Here is an 18,752-nt window from a genome sequence, read left to right as displayed (position 1 = left end):
TTCGCTCCCGTAGCGTTTGCCGGGGCACGATGCCCCGGCAAACTGTAGTTGCAGAAACTTACTTTTGCCAGCTCTTCACCAGTTCGTCGTAGTTGATGGTGACCGGCTTTTCCTTCTCGTTCTCGATCTTCAGCTGAGGAGCGAGATTGCCTTTCTTGACCGCGTCGGCGTTCCAGTAGGCGAGGTCATGCTCTTCGGCCATCTTCGGGCCGATATCGCCCTGGATGCCGGCCTTTTCCAGGCGTTCCATGACCTTTTCCTGCTCGGAGCAAAGCGAGTCCATCGCCTCCTGCGCCGTCTTGGCACCCGACGACGCATCGCCGATCGCCTGCCACCAGAGCTGTGCCAGCTTCGGATAGTCGGGCACGTTCGTACCTGTCGGCGACCACTGAACACGGGCCGGCGAGCGATAGAACTCGATCAGGCCGCCGAGCTTCGGAGCGCGTTCCGTGAAGCTCTTGTCCTGGATCGTCGACTCGCGGATGAGCGTCAGGCCGACATGGCTCTTCTTCACATCGACCGTCTTCGACACGACGAACTGCGCATAGAGCCAGGCGGCCTTGGCGCGATCGTCAGGCGTGGACTTGAGAAGCGTCCATGAACCCACGTCCTGGTAGCCGAGTTTCATGCCGTCCTTCCAGTAGACGCCATGCGGCGAGGGAGCAAAGCGCCATTTCGGGGTGCCGTCCGCGTTCACGACCGGCAGCCCGTCCTTGACGAAGGAGGCGGTGAAGGCGGTGTAAGTGAACATCTGCTGCGCGACCGTGCCCTGCGACGGGACGGGGCCGGATTCGCCGAACGTCATGCCCTGGGCTTCCGGCGGCGCATAGGCCTTCAGCCAATCCAGGTACTTCTGGATCGAATACACGGAAGCCGGGCCATTGGTGTCGCCGCCGCGCGCGACGCACGAGCCGACAGGCTGCGACTTCTCGTTGACCTTGATGCCCCATTCGTCGACCGGAAGACCGTTCGGCAGGCCCTTGTCGCCATTGCCGGCCATGGACAGCCAGGCATCGGTGAACCGCCAGCCGAGCGACGGGTCCTTCTTGCCGTAGTCCATGTGGCCATAGACCTTCTTGCCGTCGATCTCGCGGCCGGTGAAGAACTCGGCGATGTCTTCGTAGGCCGACCAGTTGACCGGAACGCCAAGGTCGTAGCCGTACTTGGCTTTGAAATCGGCCTTGTTCTTCTCGTCGTTGAACCAGTCGTAGCGGAACCAGTAGAGGTTCGCGAACTGCTGGTCGGGCAGCTGGTAGAGGTCGCCGTCCGGAGCGGTCGTGAACTTGGTGCCGATGAAGTCGGCGAGGTCGAGGTTGGGATTGGTGACATCCTTGCCCTCATTCGCCATCCACTTGGTCAGGCTGCGCGCCTGCTGGTAGCGCCAGTGGGTGCCGATCAGGTCGGAGTCGTTGACGTAGGCGTCGTAGATGTTTTCGCCCGACTGCATCTGCGTCTGCAGCTTCTCGACAACATCGCCTTCGCCGATCAGGTCGTGAGTGATCTTGATGCCGGTTATCGCGGTGAAGGCGGGCGCCAAAACCTTGGACTCATAGCTATGTGTATCGATGGTCTCGGAGACCACCTTGATGTCCATCCCGGCGAAAGGCTTCGCCGCATCGATGAACCATTGCATCTCGGCTTCCTGGGCGCCGCGATCGAGCGTCGACAAATCCTTGATTTCGGTATCGAGGAAGGTCTTGGCTTCATCCATTCCGGCGTAGGCCTGGCCTGCTCCCCAGAGCAGGGCAAGCGCAGTCGTTGATGTTAAAAATTGCCTTCGCATTTCGTTTCCTCCACTTTTCAGTTTCAAGTGCGATCTGGAGCGGCCGCCGGCACGCGGTTGCTCCAACAGTTTCCCCCTCTATACGTAGCGGAACACGCCGACGGCGTAGACTACGGAGAGAGCGAGAGCCCACCACAGGTTGGGTCCGACAAGACCCAGCCAAGCGAGATGGATAAAGGCGCTGCCAAGCAGCGAAACAAAGAGGCGGTCGCCGCGCGTCGTCTCGAAGCGCAGGACGCCGACCCGGGGATTGCCGCCAGGCGAGGCGTATTCCCAGACCGCCATGCCACAGAGCAGCACCAGGATCGTGATGAAAAAGATTGCCGTCGGCAGCGTCCACGCCATCCAGGTGAGATTCATGGTCATCCCCTCCCCAGGGCGAAGCCCTCGGCGATGGTGTTGCGGATGAACTCGTGCGTTTGTTTCATCACACCCTCCCTAGGGCAAAGCCCTTGGCGATGTAGTTGCGGACGAACCAGATCACGAGCGCGCCTGGAAGGATGGTGAGCACGCCGGCGGCGGCGAGCACGCCCCAGTCGAGCCCCGAGGCCGAGACCGTGCGCGTCATGATCGCCGCGATCGGCTTGGCGGCGGTCGTGGTCAAGGTGCGCGCGATCAGCAGCTCGACCCATGAGAACATGAAGCAGAAGAAGCAGGCCACGCCGACGCCGCTTGCGATCAGCGGCATGAAGATTTTCAGGAAGAAGCGCGGGAAGGAATAGCCATCGATATAGGCGGTCTCGTCGATCTCCTTCGGCACGCCGGACATGAAACCCTCGAGGATCCAGACCGCCAGCGGCACGTTGAACAGGCAGTGCGCCAGCGCCACCGCGATGTGCGTGTCGATCAGGCCGAAGGCCGAATAGAGCTGGAAGAACGGCAGCGCGAACACCGCGGGCGGCGCCATGCGGTTGGTCAACAGCCAGAAGAAGAGGTGCTTGTCGCCGAGGAACCGGTAGCGCGAGAAAGCGTAGGCCGCCGGCAGCGCCACCGAAACCGAGATCACCATGTTCATGACCACATAGATGATCGAATTGATGTAGCCCTTGTACCAGGACGGGTCGGTGAAGATCACAATGTAGTTGGCCAGGGTCGGGCTCTTGGGCCACAGCGAAAACGCGCCCAGGATTTCCTGATTGGTCTTGAAGCTCATATTGACCAGCCAGTAGATCGGCAGCATCAGAAAGATGATGTAGATCGTCGGCACCAACCACCAGAACCGGGATTCTTCGCCGCGCCGGCGCATCAGTCGCGCAAGCTGGTCCTGCGACAAGGTGCTGGCGAGCCCGTCCGAAACGGCCGTCTCACGCACTCGGTCCTGCCTCGTCGTTCCTTCGTTGGCGCCGCTCATCTCAGCGCTCCGCATCGACATTGGTCATGACGGTGTAGAACACCCAAGACAGCAAAAGGATGATCAGGAAGTAGATGATCGACATGGCGGCCGCCGGCCCGAGATCGAACTGACCGATCGCAATCTTGACCAGGTCTATCGACAGGAACGTCGTCGAATTGCCAGGGCCTCCGCCCGTGACGACGAACGGCTCGGTGTAGATCATGAACGAGTCCATGAAGCGCAGCAGCACTGCAATCAGAAGCACACGGTTCATCTTCGGCAGCTGGATGTAGCGGAACACTGCCCAGCGTGAGGCGCCGTCGATCTTGGCCGCCTGGTAGAAAGCATCGGGGATCGAGACCAGTCCGGCGTAGCAGAGCAGAACGACGAGGCTTGTCCAGTGCCATACGTCCATCAGGATGACCGTCACCCAGGCATCAGTCGGATCGTTGACGTAGTTGTAGTCGAAGCCGAGCGCCGACAGCGTGTAGCCGAGCAGGCCAATGTCGATGCGGCCGAATACCTGCCAAATCGTGCCGACGACGTTCCACGGGATCAGCAGCGGCAGAGCCATCAGCACCAGGCAGACCGGCACGCCCCAGCCTTTCTTGGGCATGTTGAGAGCGATGAAGATGCCGAGCGGAATCTCGATGGCGAGGATGGTTGCGGAAAAGATCAGGTTGCGGACCATCGACAGCCAGAAGCGTTCCGACTCCAGAATTTCGGTGTACCAGTCCGAGCCGTTCCAGAAGAAGACGTTGTTTCCGAACGTGTCCTGCACCGAATAGTTGACCACCGTCATCAGCGGGATCACCGCCGAGAACGCCACCAGCAGGAGGACCGGCAGCACCATGAACCAGGCCTTGTTGTTCCAGGTCTTCTCCATCTAGGCCTCCATCTCGACACGCCAGGAATCGGCATAGATGTTGATGCCGGCCGGATCGAACCGCACCTTCGGATCGGCGGGCAGGGTCTCGTCCTCACCGATCACGGCAGAAATATCGCGGCCTTCGAGCTTGGCGCGCACCACCTTGTGGCGGCCGAGATCCTCGACCTTGCTGACCTGCACGGCCATGCCTTCGCGGCCGAGCCGGACATATTCGGGACGGATGCCGAGCTCGACGGCGCCGCTGGCTGACTTGGGTGCGCCCGGCAGTTCGATTCGCTGCGAGCCGAGCGTCGCCGTCTTGCCGTCGATTGCCACCGGCATGACGTTCATGCCCGGCGAGCCGATAAAATAACCGACAAAGGTATGGCGTGGCCGTTCGAACAATTCGGCTGGTGTGCCGATCTGCACGATGCCGCCATCATACATAACCACGACCTGCTCGGCGAAGGTCAGCGCCTCGGTCTGGTCGTGGGTCACATAGACCATGGTGTAGCCAAAGCGGCGGTGCAACTGCTTCAGCTGCGAGCGCAGCACCCACTTCATGTGTGGATCGATGACGGTCAGCGGCTCGTCGAACAGGATGGCGTTGACGTCGGAGCGCACCAGCCCGCGGCCGAGCGAGATCTTCTGCTTCTGGTCGGCGGTCAGGCCCCTCGCCTTCTTCTTCGCCCAGGACGCCAGATCGATCATCTCCAACGTCTCGCGAACCTTGCGGTCGACATCGGCTTCCGGCACGCCGCGGTTGCGCAGCGGGAAGGCCAGATTATCGTAGACGGTCATGGTGTCGTAAATGACCGGGAACTGGAACACCTGCGCGATGTTGCGCTCCTGCGTCGATAAATTGGTCACGTCCTTGCCGTTGAACAGCAACTGGCCGTGCGAGGGGTGCAACAATCCCGAAATGATGTTGAGCAGCGTGGTCTTGCCGCAACCGGAGGGCCCGAGCAGCGCATAGGCGCCGCCGTCCTCGAAGACATGATGCACTTCCCGCAGCGCGAAATCGGCATCCTTCTGCGGGTTCGGCAGGTAGGAATGTCGGACATGGTTGACGTCGATGCGTGCCATCTCTTTGCCCTCAAGCCGCCAGCTTCGGCGCAGTCACGGCGCTGCCGTGCTCGTCGAAAACCATGATGTGGCGCGGATCGATGAACACCTCGACCACCTCGTCTGGCTCGAAATGCCTGATACCATGGGTCAGCATGACCCAGCGCGCATCGGCGAAATCGAGATGGATGAAGCTCTCCGATCCGGTGATCTCGGTGATCGTCACCTTGGCACGCACCGGCACCGCCGCCGCATTGGGCCGCTCGAGCGACAGGTGGTGCGGCTGAAAACCGATCGTATAGAGGACGTCGGCAATGCCGGAGAGTTCGACCGGCACCGGCAGGTTCACGCCGCCCTCGAGCAGGAAATCCCGACCCTTCTTGGCGAGCACGATGGTGTTGAGCGGCGGATCGGAAAACGTCCTGGCTGTCACCAGATCTACCGGCTTGCGGAACACCTCGATGGTCGGTCCGAACTGGGTGATCCGCCCTTCAGAAAGCGTCGCCGTGTTGCCGCCGAGCAGCAGCGCTTCGTGCGGCTCGGTCGTGGCATAGACGAAGATTGTGCCGGCGGCGGCGAAGATCCTGGGCAATTCGGCGCGCAGTTCCTCGCGCAATTTGTAGTCGAGATTGGCCAGCGGTTCGTCGAGCAGCACCAGGCTGGCGTTCTTGACGATGGCGCGCGCAAGTGCGGTGCGCTGCTGCTGGCCGCCCGACAGGCTGAGCGGCGTGCGGTCGAGATAGGGTGTCAGCTTGAGAAGAGCGGCGGCTTCACGCACCTGGCTGTCGATCCTGGCCTGCTCGATGCCGGCCACCCGCAGCGGCGAAGCGATGTTCTCATAGACGGTCATCGCCGGATAGTTGATGAACTGCTGGTAGACCATAGCGATCTTGCGCTTCTGCACCGGCACGCCGGTGACATTCTGGCCGTCGAACCAGATCGAACCGGAGGTCGGCACGTCCAGGCCGGCCATCAGCCGCATCAGGCTTGTCTTGCCGGAAAGCGTAGGTCCGAGCAGGACGTTGAGCGAGCCGTGCTGGAGCGTCAGCGACACGTCGCTTATATGCTCGACCGCGCCGACCGCCTTGGTGACGTTTCTCAGTTCCAGCATGACGCCTCCTCCCAGGCCTTCCGCATCAGCTCAAACCCCTCTTCATTCGGCAGCCGCGACATGGCGCCGGCTTATGCCGCGCATGAATTCATCGAGCGCCGCCACCTGCTCGCGGCTGAGATGCAGACCGCGCTTGGTCCGGCGCCACAATACATCTTCTGATGTGACGGCCCATTCGTTTTGAACGAGATAGCGCACCTCGGCCTCATAGAGATCGGCGCCGAAGTTGCGGCCGAGATCGACGTTCGATTTGGCCAGCCCCAACAGCATCCTCGCGCGGGTTCCATAGAGCCGGGTCAACCGGCGAGCCAGGCGCGCGTCGAGGAATGGATAAGCGGTTTTCAATTTCGCCACTTCGGCATCGAAACCGGTGGCCGGGAAATCGCCGCCCGGCAGTGGCGCGTTTGCCGTCCACGGCTTGCCGCGCTTGCCGAGAAAACCCTCGATCTTTTCCAGCATCGATTCCGACAGCCGGCGATAGGTGGTGATCTTGCCGCCGAAGGCGTTGACGATCGGGGCGGCGCCCTCGCCGCCATCGGCCTTGAGCACATAGTCGCGCGTCGCTTCCTGCGCCTTGGAGGCGCCGTCATCATAGAGCGGACGGACGGCCGAATAGGTCCAAACGATGTCCGAGCGCTTGACGGGTTGGGCGAAATATTCGCTTGCCGCGGCGCAGAGATAATCGATCTCGGTGTCGCTGATCTTCACGTCATGCGGATCGCCGGGATAATCCTGGTCGGTGGTGCCGATCAGGGTGAACTCTTCCTCATAGGGAATGGCGAAGATGATGCGGCCATCCTTGTTCTGGAAGAAATACGCGCGTGGATCGTCGAACTTCCTGGCGATGACAATGTGGCTGCCCTGCACGAGACGAACATTGTGCACATCGTTGAGCCCGACGACGCCGGACAGCACATGATCGACCCAGGGGCCGGCGGCATTGACCAGCAGTCGCGCCTTGATCTCCTCGGTCTCGCCGGTCTGCAGATCCTCGATCTGGATTGCCCACAGGCCGTTTTCGCGGCGCGCGCCGGTCACTTTCGTGCGGGTGCGAACCGTGGCGCCGCGGTCGGCGGCATCACGTGCGTTCAGCGCCACCAGCCGCGCGTCATTGACCCAGCCATCAGAATATTCGAAGGCCTTCTTGAACAGCGGCTTCAAAGGCTTACCGGCCGGATCCCTGGCCATGTCCAGCGTCCGGGTCGCGGGCAGCAATTTGCGCCCGCCAATGTGGTCGTAGAGGAAGAGACCGAGCCTGATCAGCCAGGCCGGGCGCAGGCCCTTGGCATAGGGCAGCACGAAGCGCATTGGCCAGATGATGTGCGGCGCGTTCTTCCACAAAACCTCGCGCTCCATCAGCGCCTCGCGCACCAGGCGGAATTCGTAGAATTCGAGGTAGCGCAGGCCGCCATGGATCAATTTGGTCGAACCCGAGGAGGTTCCGCTGGCGAGGTCGTTCATCTCGGCGAGAAACACGGAAAAGCCACGACCGACGGCATCACGGGCAATGCCGCAGCCATTGATGCCGCCACCTATGACGAAAATGTCACGGATCGGAGATGCGTCCACAATTCCTCCAACGATTTCGCATTGCACCATTTTTGGGCATTTACGAAACCGTGTCGGAATTATTTCGAAATGATAACGAATGTCAAACGAAATATCACGAGCGCGTGATATCGGGTGAAAACCGCCTAGGCGAGCGACGTCTCGATCAGCTGAACCTCGGCCTCCTGGCAGATCTTGCGCACTGACGGGATGTCGCAACGATCGGTGATGAAGGTGTTGACCTGCGACAGATGGCCGATGCGCACCGGTGCGGTTCGCTCGAATTTGGTCTGGTCGGAAACCAGGATGACATGCCTTGCATTGGCGATGATCGCCTGCGCCACCTTGACCTCGCGAAAATCGAAATCGAGCAAGGCGCCGTCATGGTCGATGGCGGATGCACCGATCACCGCGTAGTCGACCTTGAACTGCCTGATGAAGTCGACCGCCGCCTCGCCGACCACACCGCCATCGGAACCGCGCACAACCCCGCCGGCGATCACCACCTCGATCGAGGGATATATCCGCAACCTATTGGCAACATTGATGTTATTGGTGATGACCATGAGACCGTTGTGATCGAGCAACGCCTTGCTGACCGACTCTGTCGTGGTGCCGATGTTGATGAACAGCGAGGCATTGTCGGGAATCAACCTGGCGGCCGCACGGCCGATCGCCTCCTTTTCGTCGGCGGCGATCTTGCGTCTCGCCTCATACTCCATGTTCTCGATGCCGGAGGGATACAGCGCGCCGCCATGGATGCGCGAGAGCAGCCGCTGGTCGCACAAATCGTTGAGATCCTTGCGTATGGTCTGCGGCGTCACATTGAAGTGGGTGGCCAGATCATCTACCAGCACGCGGCCATGATCCTTGGCCATCTGGATAATCTCGGCATGGCGTGGCGACAGATACATGGGGCAACCTCCCGTTTTCGTTTTTCTTGTTTATAGTCGAAAACGAAATCGATGGAAAGGCATAAGCCGGCTAACGAAATCAGCGATCCAGGCCACGTGCTACTTCAGTAATGACGACAAAAGCCGCATCGACATCGGCGGCGGTCGCCTCGAACTGTCCGACCTGGAACCGGATTGCGATCCTGTCGTCGACCCTCGTCTGCGTCAGGTAAATACGGCCATCGTCATTGATCGCATTGACCAGGCGCAGATTGTGCTCGTCCGCATCGGTTGCGGTCTTGTGTCGGAACGAGAACAACGACAGCATCGGTTCGCTGACGATCTCGAAATCCGGCTCCCTTGCCAGCCGCGCCGCCAACCCTTCGCTCCACCCGACATGATTGCGGATCATCGTGCGCAGATTTTCCAGGCCATGGGCGCGCAGCAGGAACCACAATTTCAGCGCGCGGAAGCGCCGGCCAAGCGGCACCGACCATTCGGAATAGTTGATGATGCCGTCATGACCGTGCGTCTTCAGATAATCCGGCTTGATGGCCAGCGTCCTGACATGGCTCTCGGGATCGCGCAGGAACTGGATCGAGCAGTCGAACTGCGCGCCCAGCCATTTGTGCGGATTGAAGACGATCGAATCGGCGCCTTCGACGCCTGTCCAGAAATGCCGATACTCCGGACAGATCATCGCCGATCCCGCCCATGCGGCGTCGACGTGAAGATAAAGCCCATGCCGCCGTGCGACCTCGACAACCGCTGCAATGTCGTCGGTGCCGCCGGTGCTGGTGCCGCCTACGCAAGCGATGATGCCGGCCGGCTGCATGCCGGCTTCCAGGTCGGCGGCGATTGCCGCCTCGAGTGCTGCCGTGTCCATGGCGCGAAAGCGGCCGCCGACCGGAATGCGCACGAGATTGTCCTCGCCGATGCCGGACACCCAGATCGCCCGGTCGATCGACGTGTGCACCTGATCGGAGGAATAGATGCGCAGCCGCGCCTGCCCTGCCAGGCCTTGTTTGTTGCCTTGCCAATCGAGCGCCCGCTCGCGCATGGTCAGCACCGCGGCCAGTGTCGCCGACGAGGCTGAATCCTGGATCACCCCGGAAAACCCTTCGGGCAGGCCGAGCGCCTGGCGCATCCAGTCGACGGTGCGCGTTTCGAGTTCGGTCGCCGCCGGCGACGTTTGCCAGAGCATGCATTGCGCGGCCATCGCCGAAACCAGATATTCCGCCACCACCGAGACCGGCGCCGCATTGGCCGGGAAATAGGCGAAGAAACGCGGATGCTGCCAATGTGTCATTCCAGGCAGAATCTTCTCTTCGAAGTCGGCGAAGATCCGGTCCATCGGTTCGGCGTCTTCGGGCGGCGACGCCTCTATGCCTCGGAAAATGTCGCCAGGCTCGACCAGCGGCCGCACCGGCCGCTCGCGCAGCGTATTGCGGTAGTCGGCGCCCCAGTCGGCGGCGCGCCGCGACCATTGCCGGAAATCATCGTTGTTCATCCTGTCCTCCCGACATGATCCATCGCTACCATCCATCGCGGCTGGTCTCTTTATTAATTAACGCGTGAAATATATGCAACCAGCAACGGATGCCGCACGCCTCAGCCGGGGAAATCCGGCAGGCTGGCAAAGGCCGTCTTCAGCGCATTCGACCAGCCGTCGGAGATCGTGCGGTAGTACTGGTCATCCTGGCCGATCCGCTTCTTCAATCCGACCTTGAAGGCGTCCTTCTCCAGGAAGAGCAGGTCGAGCGGCAAGCCGACGGACAGGTTCGACTTCAACGTCGAATCGAACGACACCAAAAGCAGCTTCACCGTCTCGGCCAGGCTCATCGTCCTTTCGTAGGCGCGGATGATGATCGGCTTGCCGTATTTGGTCTCGCCGATCTGGAAAAACGGCGTGTCATCGGTCGATTCGATGAAATTGCCTTCGGGATAGATCATGAACAGGCGCGGCTCGCTGCCCTTGATCTGACCGCCGAGGATGAAGGACGCATTGAAATAGGAATCCGCCTTTTCGCCAGCGGGTGACGAATTGGCGATGACCTCCTTGACCGTGTCGCCAACAATGCGGACCGTTTGGTACATCGACGGCGTTTCGAGCACCGTAGAATGCCTTTCGGAGATCGCCTTGGTGCGCTCGTCGAGCAGGCTGACCACGGCCTGCGTCGTCGCCAGATTGCCCGCCGACATCAAAACGATGACACGCTCGCCCGGCTCTTCCCAGACATGCATCTTGCGAAAGGTGGAGATGGAATCCATGCCTGCATTGGTGCGCGTGTCCGACATGAACACGAGCCCGCGGTCGATCTTCAGGCCAACGCAATAGGTCATGGAATCTCTTCTAGAGCAATTCCAGGAAAAGTGTGAAGCGGTTTTCCGTGCGGAATTGCGTTAAAACAAGGGGATAGAGCGGTTCGGCGTTCCTTGAAACGATGAATCGCTCGGCAGCAATCGTGCGGAGGATTACTGCTCCACCGTGACGGTGACGGCAAGCCGTTCTTCCGCCTGTCCCAGCCGAATTCCCGACACCGGCGTGGCGTCGCGGTAATCGCGGCCCGTTGCCACCTTTACATAACGCTCGTCGGGTGAAATGCCATTGGCGGCATCAAAGGCAACCCAGCCGAGACCCGAGACATGCGCTTCGGCCCAGGCATGGCTGGCCGCCTGCTCGACCGTGGCATCCAGCATCAGATAGCCGCTGACATAGCGAGCTGGAAAGCCCATGGCGCGGGCGGCGGCGGCAAAGATATGGGTATGATCCTGGCAGACCCCGGTCTTGAGCGCCAAGGCTTCCTCCGCCGGCGTCGTCGCGTTGGTGGTGCCGGGCGTGTAGGCGACGCGTTCGCCGATGATGGCCATCAGCCGGTGCAGCCTTTCAATGTCGCTGCCCTTGCCGACCGACGCGGCGAGATCGCGAACACCGCTGCCGATCGTCGTCAATGGTGTCTCATGGCTGTACAGCCAGAGCGGCGTAAAGCCCTGGTGTGGTCCCGAGACACCCGCGGTGTCGCGCGTCACCACTTCGCCTGATGCTTCCACAGTGATGAAGTCGCGCTCGCCCTCGACGCTCAACAGCCTTGTGTCGTTGCCGAAATGGTCGACGAAGCGGACCTCTTCGCGCGCGCCTTCGATCGCCAGAGCCCAGGACAGAATGGTCTGCGTCGATCCGCTGACCGGAAGCAGCCGCAGCCGCTGCAACAGATAGTGCACCGGCGTATCGTAACGGTACTCGGTCCGGTGGGTGATCTTCAGCCGCATGCTTCTATTCCGTTTGTGAGCACGATCTCCGGACAAACGGTTTCCATTTGTCTGAGAAAACCGGCTCCACCTTTCGGGACCATGCTCAATTGAACCGATAATCTTGTGCGATCTCTTCGCCCAGCTTGGTGTTGTCGCGAATGAAATTGGCCAGGAACTCATGCAGGCCGGCGTCGAATATGCCCTTGATCGACCCGGCTCTCAGCATTGTCTGCGTCTTCTCGGCCGTTGCGTGGCAGGCATGGCGCTCGCCGTAATCGTCACCGAGGAATTTCAGATGCTCCGACAGGAAGCGATAGCAGAACATCAGCGAGCGCGGCATCCGGACATTGAGGATCAGATAATCGGCAATGTTGGTCGGCTTGTAATCGGCGTCGTAGACCCAGCGATAGGAGCGATGCGCCGAGACCGAACGCAGGATCGATTCCCACTGATAATTGTCGAGCGTCGAGCCGACCCAGGAGATCGACGGCAGCAGCACATAATATTTCACGTCGAGGATGCGCGCCGTGTTGTCCGCGCGCTCGACATAAGTGCCGAGCTGCGAGAAGTCGAAGATCTCGTTGCGCAGCATGGTGCCGTAGAATGAGCCGCGGATCAGCGCCGTCTCGCGCTTGATGGCGTCGAGCACGCTGGGTAGGTCGCGCTCGTCGATCGGCCTGGCCAGCATCCGCTTCAGCGACATCCAGGCTTCGTTGATGCTTTCCCAGGTTTCGCGCGTCAGCGCGGTACGCACCATGCGGGCATTGTTGCGGGCCGTCTCGATCGACGCCATCGTGCTCGACGGGTTCGACGTGTCGCGCAACAGGAAGTCGGCGACATTGGCGGCGGTATAGTCAGAATATTTCTGGCTGAAGGTGACGTCGGAACCGGCGCTGAGCAGCACCGAACTCCACTCTTCCGAGGCGCTCTGCGTGCGGGTCAGCGCCATGCGCAAACCGGCATCGACCAAGCGCGCCATGTTCTCCGCCCGCTCGATATAGCGATTCATCCAGTAAAGCCCGTTGGCGGTGCGGCCGAGAAGCATATCAACGTGCCCCGATTTTGAGCGAGTAGCGAGTAGCGAGTAGCGAATAGGGAATGCGTCTCATGATTGCTGCGTCCCCCTGCTCGTCTCAATCATCCAGCACCCAAGTATCTTTCGTCCCGCCGCCTTGCGAGGAATTCACGACCAGCGAGCCTTCCTTCAGCGCGACACGCGTGAGGCCGCCCGGCACGATCTGGATGCGATCGGAGACCAGCACATAAGGCCTGAGATCGACATGGCGCGGCGCCAGCCCCTTTTCCGTCAGGATCGGGCATGTCGACAGCGCCAGCGTCGGCTGGGCGATGTAATTCGAAGGTTTTGCCTGGAGTTTCTTGGCAAAGGTCTCGCATTCCTTCTTGGTCGCAGCCGGCCCGACCAGCATGCCGTAGCCGCCGGAACCATGGACTTCCTTGATCACCAGTTCGTCGATGTGCTCGAGCACGTATTTCAGGCTGTCGGGCTCCGAGCAGCGCCAGGTTGGGATGTTGCCCAGGATCGCCTTGCGGCCGGTGTAGAATTCGATGATCTCGGGCATGTAGGAATAGATCGCCTTGTCGTCGGCGATGCCGGTGCCCGGCGCATTGGCGATGGTGATGTTGCCGGCCCGATAGACATCCATGATGCCGGGTATGCCAAGTGCGGAGTCCGGCCGGAAGGTCAGCGGGTCGAGGAAGGAATCATCGACGCGGCGGTAGAGCACATCGATCTGCTTGTAGCCTTCGGTCGTGCGCATGGCGACATGGCCGTCGACCACGCGCAGGTCCTGGCCTTCGACCAATTGCACACCCATCTGGTCGGCGAGGAAGGCGTGTTCGAAATAGGCGGAATTGAAGCTGCCGGGCGTCAGCACCGCGATGGTCGGCGCGCCCTTGGTACTTTGCGGCCGCACCGCCGCCAGCGACTGGCGCAGAAGCTGCGGGTAGTTTTCCACCGGCCGCACCTTGATCTTCTGGAACAGCTCGGGGAACAGCTGCATCATCGTTTCGCGGTTCTCCAGCATGTAGGAGACGCCCGACGGCGTGCGCGCATTGTCCTCCAGCACGTAGAATTCGTCCTCCGAGATGCGGACGATGTCGACGCCGATGATATGGGTGTAGACGCCGGCCGGCGGCCTGACCCCTATCATTTCCGGCAGGAACGCCTCGTTCCTGGCGATCAATTCCCTGGGAACGCGCCCTGCCCGCAGGATTTCCTGGCGATGGTAGATGTCGTCGAGGAAGGCGTTCAGCGCCTGCACGCGTTGCTCGATGCCTTGCGTGAGGCGGCGCCATTCATTGCCTGAAATGATGCGGGGAACGATGTCGAACGGGATCAGCCGCTCGGAAGCTTCCTGCTCGCCATAAACGGCGAAGGTGATGCCGGTCTTGCGGAAGACGCGTTCGGCGTCCTGCATCTTCTCGGTCAGCCTGGCTGGATCCTGCTCCTTCAGCCAGCGATCATAAGCCGAATACGGTCTTCTCAATCCGGAGACTTCCGGAAGCATTTCATCGAACGCTGCCAATCGCATACTCCCCTGTGACGCCATTTCACTGACGTCGCCGGAGAAAATCAAGCGCAATCGGTGATTTGGGAGATACGGGCGATCAGTATGTTGCGCCTGCCTAAAATTGAGGCAGGTGAAATATGACCTTGATCAGCCTTTGCCTCGTGCCCGGGCAAATGCGTTTCCAGGCTAGAAAGCGCGAAACGTGACGACGGTGAACGTGTCCTTGATGCCGGGGAGAATCTGCACCTTCTCATTGACGAAATGGCCGACGTCTTCCTCGTCGTCGACGTAGAATTTGGCGAGCAGATCGTAATTGCCGGCGGTGGAGTAGATTTCCGAGGCGATCTCGGCATCGGCAAGCGCGCTGGCAACCTCATAGGATTTGCCGAGCTCGCATTTGATCTGCACGAAAAACGCCTTCATGGCTTCGTCCCGCTAAACGTCCAAGTCCAGCGGCCCTTCTGGCAGACTGGAGGCGGGCTTTCAAGCGCTGGAATCCGTACTCAGCCGGCCCAGGCCTGGGCCCCGACCTTCCGCAGCTCCGCCACCGGCATGCACCTCCCGCCGATCGCCAGCGATTATTCGCGATCGCTGAAACCGCGATGCGCTGCCGAGCGTATGTTATGATGCGCCTTCGGACAGCGCCATTTCGAGGGAAGATATTTCGCGGGATAACGGAGACAGGCCATGCGCCGCGCCTTTTTCGCAATCGCAGTCGTTCCATTCCTCTTTGTGTCGTCGGCATTGGCCGGTGATGCCGAGATCAAGGCAGGCCAGTCTGTCATCGATGGCCAGTTGAAGGCCCTCATCGCCAATGACGGCGCCACCGCCTACAGCTTCGCCGCCCCGAATGTGAAGCGGATCTTCCCGACCGTCGACGCTTTCATGAACATGGTGACCAACGGCTACCCGCCGGTGCGCAAGCCGCGGACCTATTCCTTCGGCAAGGTCGAGGAGACCGCTCCTGGTTCGATCGTCCAGCAGGTGCTGATCGTCGGCCCCGATGGCAAGGACTACGAGGCGGTCTACACGCTGCAGCAACAGCCCGACGGCACGTTCCAGATCACCGGCTGCAGCCTGCGCGCTTCGAATTCGCTCAGCACCTGAAGCTTCACAGCAACGGGATATCGCCCCTCGCCCAGCCCTCGGTGATTTCCGCGCCGCGTGCCTCGAAGGTGCCGGCCTCGATCGCAGCGCGGATGTCCTGCATCAGTTTCTGGTAGTAGGACAGGTTGTTCCACGTCAAAAGCATTGCGCCGAGCGCTTCTTGAGAGCGCACCAGATGATGCAGATAGGCGCGTGAGTAGTCCCGGGCGGCCGGGCAGTCGCTTTCCTCGTCGAGCGGCCGTGGATCGTCGGCATGGCGGGCGTTGCGCAGATTGACCTTGCCGCGCCTTGTATAGGCAAGGCCGTGGCGGCCGGCCCGTGTCGGCATCACGCAGTCGAACATGTCGATGCCGCGCGCCACCGATTTCAGGATATCGTCGGGCGTGCCGACACCCATCAGATAGCGCGGCTTGTCCGCTGGCAGTTCCGGGCAGGTGATGTCGAGCATCTCGAGCATCACCGCTTGCGGTTCGCCGACGGCCAGGCCGCCGACCGCATAGCCCTTCAGCTCCATCGCGCTCAGCGCCTGCGCCGAGCGCTCCCGCAGCGCCGCGTTGTCGCCGCCTTGCACGATGCCGAACATCGCCTTGCCCGGCTGATCGCCGAACGCCGTCTTGCAGCGCTCGGCCCAACGCAGCGACAGCTCCATGGCGCGCTCGATTTCCTTCATCTCGGCCGGCAGCGCCGTGCATTCGTCGAGCTGCATCTGGATATCGGAATCGAGCAATCCCTGGATCTCTATCGAACGCTCCGGCGACATCTCGTAGGCGGCGCCATCGATATGCGAGCGGAAGGTGACGCCCTTTTCGGTCAGCTTTCTCAGCTTCGACAGCGACATCACCTGGAAACCGCCGCTGTCGGTCAGAATCGGATGCGGCCAGCGGGCGAACTCGTGCAGGCCACCGAGCCGCGCCACACGCTCGGCGCCGGGCCGCAGCATCAGATGATAGGTGTTGCCCAGGATGATGTCGGCGCCGACACCGCGCACCTGGTCCATATACATGGCCTTGACGGTGCCGCCGGTGCCGACCGGCATGAAGGCCGGCGTGCGGATTTCGCCGCGCGGCATGTCGATCACGCCGCGTCGCGCCTTGCCGTCGGTTGCCAGAACCTTGAAGCTGAACGGCTTAGCCATTGAATTCCTTGTCGTGGACCGGGGCGTCCGGCGCCTGATTGTCGAGCGACTGGCGGTCGCTTGTCTCCGCTCGGAAAAGCAGGCTTGCGTCGCCATAGGAATAGAATCTGTAACGGCTCTCGATGGCATGCGCATAGGCCGCGCGCATCGTGTCGAGGCCGCTGAAGGCCGAAACCAGCATGAACAGAGTCGAACGCGGCAGATGGAAATTGGTCATCAGCACGTCGGCGGTGCGAAAACGGTAGCCGGGCGTGATGAAGATATCGGTCGGACCGGACCACGCAGCCAGAGTACCGTCCTCACGCGCCGCACTCTCCAGCAGACGCAGCGAGGTCGTGCCGACGGCAACGATGCGCCCGCCCCTTGCTCTTGCGGCATTCAGGACGTCCGCAGTGGCTTCGCTGACCGAACCGGTCTCGGCATGCATCTTGTGGTCGGCGGTGTCGTCCGCCTTCACCGGCAGGAACGTACCGGCGCCGACATGCAAGGTGACGAAGCGGCGTTCGATGCCCTTGCTGTCAAGCGCTGCAAAAAGCTCCGGCGTGAAATGCAGGCCCGCGGTTGGTGCCGCGACGGCGCCTTCCTCGCTTGCATAGATGGTCTGGTAGTCGGCCCGGTCGCGTTCGTCGTCGTCGCGTTTCGAGGCGATGTAGGGCGGCAGCGGAATGTGGCCGACCGCGTGCAGCGCCTCGTCGAGGAACGGCCCCGACAGATCGAAGCCAAGCAGCGCTTCGCCGCCCTCGCCTTTCTCGATCACCGTGGCGTCGAGCTGACCGAGCAAACAGGAATTGCCGTCATGGCCGAAATGGATGCGGTCGCCGGCGGCAATGCGCTTGCCCGGCCGCATGAAGGCCAGCCAGCGGTCCGGCGCCATGCGCATATGCAGCGTGGCTTCGACCTGCGCCGTCGCTTCGCCCCGCCGCCTTATGCCTTTGAGCTGCGCTGGAATGACCTTGGTGTCGTTGAACACCAGCACGTCGCCGGCCCTGAGCAAGGACGGCAGATCGCCGACCGTCCGGTCCTCGAGCCCTTCGCCTGATTTGACCAGAAGCATCTTGGCGCTGTCACGCGGCTGCGCCGGGCGGAGCGCGATGCGCTCCTCCGGCAAGTCGAAGTCAAAGAGATCGACGCGCATCAGTAGAGCCGGACGAGCAGCGCTCCGGCCAGCAGCAGCACCGCGCCGGCAACGCGGCCGAGCGAGATTTCACGCACCGCGACGCCGAGGAAGCCGACGCGGTCGATGAGCATGCCTGCCAGCAACTGGCCGGTGACCAGAAACGCCATCAGCGCGGCCGCACCGATGCGTGGCGTCAGGATAGTCGACAGCGTGACATAGAAACCGCCCAGCATGCCGCCGGCCACGAACAGCCAGGGCGCCGGCGCCTTCCAGTCGAGCGAGATGCCTTGCAGCTTCACCACTGTGACGGAGATGATGCCGAGCACGATCGCGCCCGACAGGAACGAAAACGCAGCCGCCGCGACCGGGAGGCCCAGGCCGCGCGCCAACTGCGAATTGATCGGCGCCTGAATGGCAATGAAGGCGCCGGACAGGATGCCGAGAAGCGACCAGACGACGCCCATCATTGTCGTTTGCCCTTACTTGACGTCGGCCGCGACCTTCAGCGACACGATCTTGTCGGGATCCTGCACCGGCTCGCCGCGCTTGATCTTGTCGACATTGTCCATGCCTTCGATGACCTGGCCCCAGACCGTGTACTGGCGGTTGAGGAAGGCGGCATCGTCGAAGCAGATGAAGAACTGCGAATTGGCCGAGTTCGGGTTCTGCGAGCGGGCCATCGAGCAGGTGCCGCGAGCATGGTTGGCGTTGGAGAATTCAGCCTTCAAATCCGGCTTTTCAGAGCCGCCCATGCCCGCGCGGGACGGCGCGAAGGAAGGCTTGCTCGAATTGCCGAACTTGACGTCGCCGGTCTGCGCCATGAAACCCTCGATGACGCGGTGGAAGACCACGCCGTCATAGGCGCCTTCCCTGGCCAGTTCCTTGATGCGGGCGACATGGCCGGGCGCCAGGTCGGGGAAAAGTTCGATGACGACCTTGCCCTTGGTCGTTTCCATGATGAGCGCGTTCTCGCGATCCTTGATTTCGGCCATGTCAGATATCCTTTTGA

General features: G+C 61.5%; 19 protein-coding genes. 1 reads left to right on the top strand and 18 read right to left on the bottom strand.

Annotated elements, in window-relative coordinates; all coding sequences use genetic code 11:
* Nucleotides 1–58 precede the first annotated feature (58 nt).
* From NKJ67_RS11075 to NKJ67_RS11010, 14 genes are all read right to left on the bottom strand, one after another.
* On the bottom strand, nt 59–1,783 hold the full coding sequence (locus NKJ67_RS11075; RefSeq protein ID WP_352581340.1) for an ABC transporter substrate-binding protein: 1,725 nt from the start codon (nt 1,781–1,783) through the stop codon (nt 59–61).
* A gap of 78 nt (nt 1,784–1,861) precedes the next feature.
* The gene (locus NKJ67_RS11070; RefSeq protein WP_127269597.1) at nt 1,862–2,143 is read right to left on the bottom strand and encodes a DUF2160 domain-containing protein; all 282 of its coding nucleotides are present in this window, start codon (nt 2,141–2,143) and stop codon (nt 1,862–1,864) included.
* 67 nt (nt 2,144–2,210) lie between these two features.
* On the bottom strand, nt 2,211–3,134 hold the full coding sequence (locus NKJ67_RS11065) for a carbohydrate ABC transporter permease (RefSeq protein ID WP_027036701.1): 924 nt from the start codon (nt 3,132–3,134) through the stop codon (nt 2,211–2,213).
* Between the two features lies 1 nt (nt 3,135).
* Nucleotides 3,136–4,002 carry a carbohydrate ABC transporter permease gene (locus NKJ67_RS11060; protein WP_023812975.1) on the bottom strand — a complete coding sequence of 289 codons (867 nt, stop codon included), beginning with the start codon at nt 4,000–4,002 and terminating at the stop codon, nt 3,136–3,138.
* Nucleotides 4,003–5,070 carry an ABC transporter ATP-binding protein gene (locus NKJ67_RS11055; RefSeq protein ID WP_128303595.1) on the bottom strand — a complete coding sequence of 356 codons (1,068 nt, stop codon included), beginning with the start codon at nt 5,068–5,070 and terminating at the stop codon, nt 4,003–4,005.
* 10 nt (nt 5,071–5,080) lie between these two features.
* A complete protein-coding gene (locus tag NKJ67_RS11050) occupies nt 5,081–6,160 on the bottom strand; it encodes an ABC transporter ATP-binding protein (protein ID WP_352581339.1) in 1,080 nt (359 codons plus the stop codon).
* A gap of 42 nt (nt 6,161–6,202) precedes the next feature.
* Entirely contained in the window at nt 6,203–7,729 is a 1,527-nt protein-coding gene (gene glpD / locus NKJ67_RS11045) for a glycerol-3-phosphate dehydrogenase (protein ID WP_023812978.1), read from the bottom strand.
* Between the two features lie 125 nt (nt 7,730–7,854).
* Complete coding sequence (locus NKJ67_RS11040; protein WP_352581338.1) at nt 7,855–8,622, bottom strand: DeoR/GlpR family DNA-binding transcription regulator; 768 nt, start codon at nt 8,620–8,622, stop codon at nt 7,855–7,857.
* Between the two features lie 79 nt (nt 8,623–8,701).
* On the bottom strand, nt 8,702–10,111 hold the full coding sequence (locus tag NKJ67_RS11035; RefSeq protein ID WP_352581337.1) for a pyridoxal phosphate-dependent decarboxylase family protein: 1,410 nt from the start codon (nt 10,109–10,111) through the stop codon (nt 8,702–8,704).
* 101 nt (nt 10,112–10,212) lie between these two features.
* On the bottom strand, nt 10,213–10,944 hold the full coding sequence (locus tag NKJ67_RS11030) for a proteasome-type protease (RefSeq protein WP_023812981.1): 732 nt from the start codon (nt 10,942–10,944) through the stop codon (nt 10,213–10,215).
* A 132-nt stretch (nt 10,945–11,076) separates the two neighbouring features.
* The gene (locus NKJ67_RS11025; RefSeq protein ID WP_352442601.1) at nt 11,077–11,871 is read right to left on the bottom strand and encodes a transglutaminase family protein; all 795 of its coding nucleotides are present in this window, start codon (nt 11,869–11,871) and stop codon (nt 11,077–11,079) included.
* 85 nt (nt 11,872–11,956) lie between these two features.
* Nucleotides 11,957–12,898 carry an alpha-E domain-containing protein gene (locus tag NKJ67_RS11020; RefSeq protein WP_023812983.1) on the bottom strand — a complete coding sequence of 314 codons (942 nt, stop codon included), beginning with the start codon at nt 12,896–12,898 and terminating at the stop codon, nt 11,957–11,959.
* An 88-nt stretch (nt 12,899–12,986) separates the two neighbouring features.
* Entirely contained in the window at nt 12,987–14,399 is a 1,413-nt protein-coding gene (locus NKJ67_RS11015) for a circularly permuted type 2 ATP-grasp protein (RefSeq protein ID WP_023812984.1), read from the bottom strand.
* Between the two features lie 171 nt (nt 14,400–14,570).
* Nucleotides 14,571–14,807, bottom strand: a complete 237-nt coding sequence (locus NKJ67_RS11010; protein ID WP_010909609.1) for an Lrp/AsnC family transcriptional regulator — start codon at nt 14,805–14,807, stop codon at nt 14,571–14,573.
* A gap of 264 nt (nt 14,808–15,071) precedes the next feature.
* On the opposite strand from NKJ67_RS11010, the gene NKJ67_RS11005 reads away from it, so the two are divergent.
* On the top strand, nt 15,072–15,491 hold the full coding sequence (locus tag NKJ67_RS11005) for a DUF4864 domain-containing protein (protein WP_352581336.1): 420 nt from the start codon (nt 15,072–15,074) through the stop codon (nt 15,489–15,491).
* Between the two features lie 4 nt (nt 15,492–15,495).
* Here NKJ67_RS11005 and tgt read toward each other — a convergent pair whose 3' ends face one another.
* Genes tgt through NKJ67_RS10985 form a run of 4 tightly spaced genes read right to left on the bottom strand, consistent with a single transcriptional unit; the run spans nt 15,496 to nt 18,735 of the window.
* A complete protein-coding gene (tgt, locus tag NKJ67_RS11000) occupies nt 15,496–16,626 on the bottom strand; it encodes a tRNA guanosine(34) transglycosylase Tgt (protein WP_292454904.1) in 1,131 nt (376 codons plus the stop codon).
* Nucleotides 16,619–17,761, bottom strand: coding sequence for a tRNA preQ1(34) S-adenosylmethionine ribosyltransferase-isomerase QueA (gene queA / locus NKJ67_RS10995; protein ID WP_352581335.1), 1,143 nt, complete (start codon nt 17,759–17,761; stop codon nt 16,619–16,621). The genes tgt and queA overlap by 8 nt, the downstream gene beginning before the upstream one ends.
* Nucleotides 17,761–18,210, bottom strand: a complete 450-nt coding sequence (locus tag NKJ67_RS10990; protein ID WP_127269466.1) for a DMT family transporter — start codon at nt 18,208–18,210, stop codon at nt 17,761–17,763. Before NKJ67_RS10990 ends, queA begins: the two co-directional genes overlap by 1 nt.
* A gap of 12 nt (nt 18,211–18,222) precedes the next feature.
* A complete protein-coding gene (locus tag NKJ67_RS10985; RefSeq protein ID WP_127269467.1) occupies nt 18,223–18,735 on the bottom strand; it encodes a peptidylprolyl isomerase in 513 nt (170 codons plus the stop codon).
* Nucleotides 18,736–18,752: the final 17 nt, after the last annotated feature.

Source organism: Mesorhizobium sp. M0088 (genome assembly GCF_040322895.1).
Lineage (GTDB): Bacteria > Pseudomonadota > Alphaproteobacteria > Rhizobiales > Rhizobiaceae > Mesorhizobium.
The sequence above is the reverse complement of the archived record's forward strand: the minus strand, read 5'-3'. Positions and strand labels throughout refer to the sequence as shown.